At 44.8% G+C, this 6,146-nt stretch carries 2 protein-coding genes; both read right to left on the reverse strand.

All coding sequences use genetic code 11. The annotated features are described in order from the left end of the window. Window positions 1-339 precede the first annotated feature (339 nt). Entirely contained in the window at window positions 340-1,032 is a 693-nt protein-coding gene (locus E5987_RS12270; RefSeq protein ID WP_160336360.1) for a hypothetical protein, read from the reverse strand. A 56-nt stretch (window positions 1,033-1,088) separates the two neighbouring features. Next, complete coding sequence (locus E5987_RS12275; RefSeq protein WP_160336361.1) at window positions 1,089-6,020, reverse strand: autotransporter family protein; 4,932 nt, start codon at window positions 6,018-6,020, stop codon at window positions 1,089-1,091. Window positions 6,021-6,146: the final 126 nt, after the last annotated feature.

Genomic DNA, 6,146 nt, shown 5'->3' on the forward strand with positions numbered 1-6,146 from the left:
CTCGAAGAATCCGGGCTTTAACCTTCTGAAGATTTTTCCGAACACTTCGGCGCCTCAAACGGCGCCGGAGTTCTTTTTATAGCTGACGTACTCAAAGAGAACTTCGGCAGATGGATCTACAGTTTTACCGGGTAAGCCCGAACGATTCCTACTGTATTTGCGATCATCCGTCTGTTCTAAAAGCTCTATCCCTTGGCTTCGTTCGTCTCTATAATAAAAATCGCTCCTCGATCTTTAAAAGAAACGAGGAGCCGACCAGCGAAGCCTACTGAGGAATGACTTCACATTTGGATGGTCTAAGTACTACAAAAGATAAAATCTTTCAACTGCCTTGTTCCATCAAGGCAGTTTGTTTTCCAGCTTTTTAACCCCTTCAAAAATCATCTGTTTGTAGAAACGACGGACAAACTCTGTATGGAAGTCCATGTTGTTAAAGTACGAGAACGTAAAGCGTTTCGGATCCTGACCTAATTCTTTTTCCTTCGAATCTTCGTGGCCGACAAACATATGGTCCGTCTTGGGCACAGCTTCAAACTTCTTGCCGTCCGCAAGCGAAAGGTCCATCTTCATCGTCATGTCGTACTCGTAGACAATCTTCTCAGGATGGTTATCCGGATCCGCTTTTTTAGCCGCAACTGCCGCTTTCGTCTTCTCACTCATGGCGCGAGTCACGTCAATCGTCATCACGCCCTGTTTTTCCTTATCGTCCTCCTTAACGATCTTAAAGAGGCCAGTTTCCTCTAAATAGCGTTCTGCCGCGAACCACAATCCGTACTGTTCACGCCAGTCAGCAGGACGCTCCTCAAAGGGCTCTGTCACGATAGGGCGTCCCTCCCAGAGGTAGTTAACAACCAGAGAGACTTTCAGGGGTTCTTCAGCCTTTTTAAACTGATCCGCCTCGATAACCTGAGTCGGCTGCGCAAACCAGCTCTCTCGCGGGTAGTCCTTATGATCATAAGAAGCACAGGCGCTCAGACCAAGTACAGCCGCTGACAGAATGATAATTCCAAATATTTTGCTTTCTTTTTTCATGATATGGATTCCGTTAGATGTTCCGGGAGAAGGAATCCTCCTTAGCTTCCCAAAGATCAGAACATGTACTTGATACCAATTTGCGCGGTTTCGTTGTGGTATCCGGCTTTACCGGCCTGAACCCCGACACTCGCCCAACCAAGCGTATTACGCGTTATATGCCCTTCAAGACCCATACGGAATTCGCCCAGATCACGGCCGCCGTCCATGTAAGTCTTCGAGCTGCCCATCTGAACACCGGTCTTCTTAGTGTTGTGGATCCAGTTCCCTTCGATGAATCCAAGACCTTTGTTCATGTAATTACCGTGAACTCTTGCGCCAACTCTAATCGACACATTGTCCTTACCAAGCTGCTTGTACTTAGTATCGGTTGAATCATAGCCGTCTTTGGCTTTAACTCCGTCCCACACCAACTGTACTTCTGGCTGGAAGGTCCAAATCACCTTATTGAAATCCTTTGTGCCGGATTCGCCAATAGGAATCGTGTACCCACTTTCCACCGACCAAACCCAGCCATGAGACTTGTAATCAAACGTCGACGTCATCCCGCCCCACAGCTTGTTATCATAGCGACCGTACAGCAGCCATGTGTCTACATAAAAGCCATCATCCGGACTGTTGCCTGTATAAAGGGTTCCGTAGATACCGGTCGCATAACCGTCTGATCGTGATTTAGCAACATCAAATGTTCTCGTATCAGCTCTGTGATACAGACCGCCTGCAAAGACGCCGCCAATGTACTTCCAGTCCTCGTTAATCTCATTGCGAATCAAGTCCGAGCCGATCTGAGTAACTGCAGTGCGGGCATGTGTCTTGCTTGCTCCGCCGCCGGACTTAAAGTGAGAATGACTTCCGACCTGACGAACCCAAGCCGCCGCTGGTTTTTCCTTGCCATCGAACGGATCAAGGTAATAAGCCTGACCGAATCGATCATGCAGACGCATATGCATCTTCGCCCAAGACTGAGAGTTAGCCATATAGGCCCCGCCCTCGGGGCGCAGGTCATCTTTAGGCTTTAGATCCTCGTGGCTATTCACCAGGTACCAGTCGTTACCATCTTCTCCTTGTTCCACAAGATGATATCCCCATACAAATTTTTCATTATCTCTGGCGACCACTCTGAGAACTTCTCCTTTTTCCGCCGGAAAAGAAAGCGTGACTTTCGCAACTGGATCCTTAACCTCGAAAATCAGAATCCCGTCTTTACCAACATACTCTCCTCTCGAATTATTGAGCGCTCCAAATCCCCCCTGTTCATTGGTAAAGTAAACGGTTGACTTACCAGAGGCCGTATCCGCATAAACTACGTCAACATCAGAGTTCATCAACCCTTGTACAAAACCTTGATAGAACAATTTTGAATCTGATCCTCCGGTGTAAGTACCTATATGAACCTTATTTAACGAAACATTCAACGGTATTGCAGCATCTCCTCTGACCTGATGAGACAAATACACAGATCCGTTATTCGCAATTGTCTTTATAGATGCCGTATAAATATTTTCATCAACGACTTTCTCTGCGGCACCTAAAGCACTTGCTCGCGCGCCTACATTCTTCGTAATATCAAAATACAAAGAAGAATCTTTATCTACATGAACGGCTGCGCCAATCAAAGCTTCCGGAGAAGTAAGATAGATACTCGAAGATTTCAGCTCAACTGTGCCACTGAAATCTGGGTTATTAGATCGAATATAAGATGCTCTGTCGATAAATGTCAGTTTCGAAGAAGCACTGCCCTTAAGACTGCCGGCAATATTATCGTTACTCACTACACTACCAGCTTGATTCTTGACTGTAAGTTCCCCGCCTGTTGAGCCCATATTCGCCTGATATTCGTCTGGATCAGTTTCTCCAAATGAAATCGCAGCAGCTTGGTTAAAGTCAAGCACTGATCCCGCTTGAACCTGCAAGGCACCTACTGTCTGTACATGCCCCTGCAGATATACGTTTGCAGGTTTAGTACCTGCTTCAGGAGAGCCTATATGAAGTTGTGAGGTATATTTAGTATCATTTTTCCCTAAAGCTCCATCGATACCGAGAACCAGCATCGCACCTTCTGAGACTATCGTAGCCCCTGTGTAGGAGTTTGGCTGAGGTGTCTTGTATACGACTTCATAAAGCGCTTTTCCCTCTCCGGGAACTTTTGGTTTAGTGTCTGTTTTTTCAGTATCAATATTGTAAATAGTATTAGGACTACCGATAATCACCGTAGAGTCCTTTGCGATAGTGACACCTCCCTCACCAGTAAGTTCAGCTGATAAAGTAAAGAGTTCCTGCTTGGGTTTTGAGGTATCTCCTGACTCGAAATTTTCAATAACGAGACCATTGGGATCAACCTCTTTATTCCAACCGTTCAAAACAAGACTTTCGCCCTTAGTAATATCCAGGCTCTTTAGCCAGTACTTTAGCCCGATACCTGCTTCCGTTCCCAGATCTGAAACCTTACCTATTGTCCCGTCATCGAGTACACCGTCGTGCCCGTCAAAATGTAGATATTTATAGAAGCCATAAGTAGCTTTTGCAACAGCGACAGGCACTGTCTCCTCCGAAGCTTTGTCTTTTGGCTTGCTTTGATAGATTGTAAACGGGACGTCAAACGTCATTTCACTCGCTTTGACGGAGCTATCGCCATCTTCTACTGACACTTTTTGATACACAATGCCATCTTTGATAATTCCGACAAAAGTGTTTCCAAATGCGTTGGTGTTTTGTCCCTGACTCTCCCTGAAGTTAGCAATTTCATCAAAAGAAATTTGGACCGCCGGGACGTCACCACTACCATCGTTCATACCTAAATAAAGTACAAGACCTTGGTAGTGATACCTAAACTGGTGCATTAATGCCGGTCTGTGGTTGGAAACTTCACCCCCAACACTAGTATCGGTGACGTAGCTATACCACATGCCGTCGTCATGAGTCAGAAGAGATAATTCTCCGCCTACATAACCATGATTAACGCTTCCGTCATCTTTATTAAACAGACTTACCTTTGTATTAAAAGATTTCCCGTCCCCAGAGATTCCATCTGATAAATTTGCGTAAGCGCCTACCCAGAAGTTGTGCAGCTTATCTGTAACATTACTTTGAGAGCTATCAGTCGCTTTTAAGCTGGAATGATATCCTTTCCTATTGATAAGGTAGGAACCAGCAACCTGTTGACCAAGATGGATACTTTCTTTCGCATCCTCTGCAAAGCGACGAGTTGCCTTTTCAAGTGGATCTTCATCCAATGGAATTCCTACTCCGTCAACCCCTTCAGTGTTTGAACCAGGATAATAGTTTCGGAAAACATCAAAAGTTCCATCCAAAGCCTTAGTGTCTACATACTGTCCAAAAGTGATATACCGAACATATGCGGAATCAGCTTCAACATCTCCGGCAATATACGCAGCACCTCGCCTACGATTGACTGCCTGTGTTGTCTTCTCATTAAGAGAGTTCGTCTGATAATAACTTGTGGCACTATCTGGTTGTAACTTACCCTCCGCCGTTGTAGTGCCGTATATGGCCCCAGCTTTAATTGTCGTATCTTTCAATGAAACCAGATTAGCATGCAGATCTCTGAATTGATATACACCATCCTCTTCTTGAATCTTGAGCTGATCCTGAAATTCCAGGCCTCCAATGACATTGCCATTAATTACTGAGCCTTCTGCTGCAACTATGTTGTCAGCTGCAACACCTGTAGACCAACCTCCGTACACACTAAAACCGACGCCAGAGCCTTCTTCATCGGGATAATCGTGCCACGACATATCGTTGTTTTTTGCGTCAACATAATAACCTAAATAACTATTTTTTATAGTAACTATGTTGTTATTCGCGATAGCAGAAACCCTTTGACCAGACCTATCCCCATCATCTTTGTAAAATTCATCTGATCCGTAAACGACTTCTCTATATTCACCGGTATCAGTTGAATTAATTCGGTAGTAATAGAGCCCACGGCCGCCTACCAAGCCCAGCTTACGCGCATCTGCCATCCCTGCTACTACGGCAACATTATTCAGATTTACTCGATTGTTATTTGCCTGGTATCCCTCGGCACCAAAAATTCCCTTCGTAATGACCAAACCCAAAGATGCATTATTCGTTTCTAGGGTTCGCGCACCCCCCTCTACAATAGTGCCATTGATTTGAACGGAATTGCGATTTGTCTCAAACCCTGCATGTACTACATTCTGAACACAATCAAGCTGGGAAGATCGACCCCCAAAAACTAATTTCGCATAGAACTTCGAACTCTCAGCCATATTCACGACAACAGAGTTATCGTTCGCATTACCCGCGTCCACATCGTAACCATCTAGCGAAGTTCCTCCGCCAAGATCATTTCTAGCGCCATATACTTTAGCCAGAATAGCAGACCCTTTCTTAAAATTAAGAATTACACTAGATTTGTTTGTTGTTGAACTGTAATTTGGCCCTGCCGACGTTGCGTTTGCTAACGTCATGTACTGCCCATAATCCTTATATTCAGTGTCAGTTAAAATCGTTTGTAAACTCGCTGTAATCCATAATGCCTTAGTTTTACCATAGGTGTCAGAGAATTTATTCTCATTCTGCGTGTCTGTTACAACATCCTTGACAATTATTTCAAGTTGCGGATTCTCAACCTCCGTTCCCTGCACTGTCCACAACCAGTTATGGTTGCCAGTGTCCAAATCGTAACGATCCCCAGTAGTTCCGACGTCCTTGACGACGGAGTGAACGTCACCCAGATTGGGAGTAACGATTTGGAGCACATCGGGATTAGTACCGTCCCAGTCCGCGGCAAAAACTGGATCAATCACATTCGGAGCAGTGACAGCCAAACCACACGTCGCAAGTACAGCTATTGCGAGGGGATGTATAGAATGATGAGATTTTTTCCCAGTCAACAAAAAATGGCCAAAGCTACCGAAGCCTAATCTATGATTGCTATGGGGATTGTTGTTATATTTCCGTTGGGATCCTATATAAGGGGGGGGTTGCATTCTAGACATTTTATCCTCGAGGTTTCTTTATTTTGTATGACTTATTATAATAATCTACTGTCATTTCCTGAAATCGGTTGACTACTTGATGTTGTTAAACCTAGTTAAAGTTTACTGTTTAAAGAGTAATCCCTG

This window comes from Parasutterella muris, assembly GCF_009767915.1.
Taxonomy (GTDB): domain Bacteria; phylum Pseudomonadota; class Gammaproteobacteria; order Burkholderiales; family Burkholderiaceae_F; genus Parasutterella; species Parasutterella muris.

What these genes read in the sequence shown, in the direction of transcription:
- E5987_RS12275 (WP_160336361.1), bottom strand. Translation starts at nt 6,020, where the DNA reads ATGTCTAGAATGCAACCCCCCCCTTATATAGGATCCCAACGGAAATAT.
- E5987_RS12270 (WP_160336360.1), bottom strand. Translation starts at nt 1,032, where the DNA reads ATGAAAAAAGAAAGCAAAATATTTGGAATTATCATTCTGTCAGCGGCT.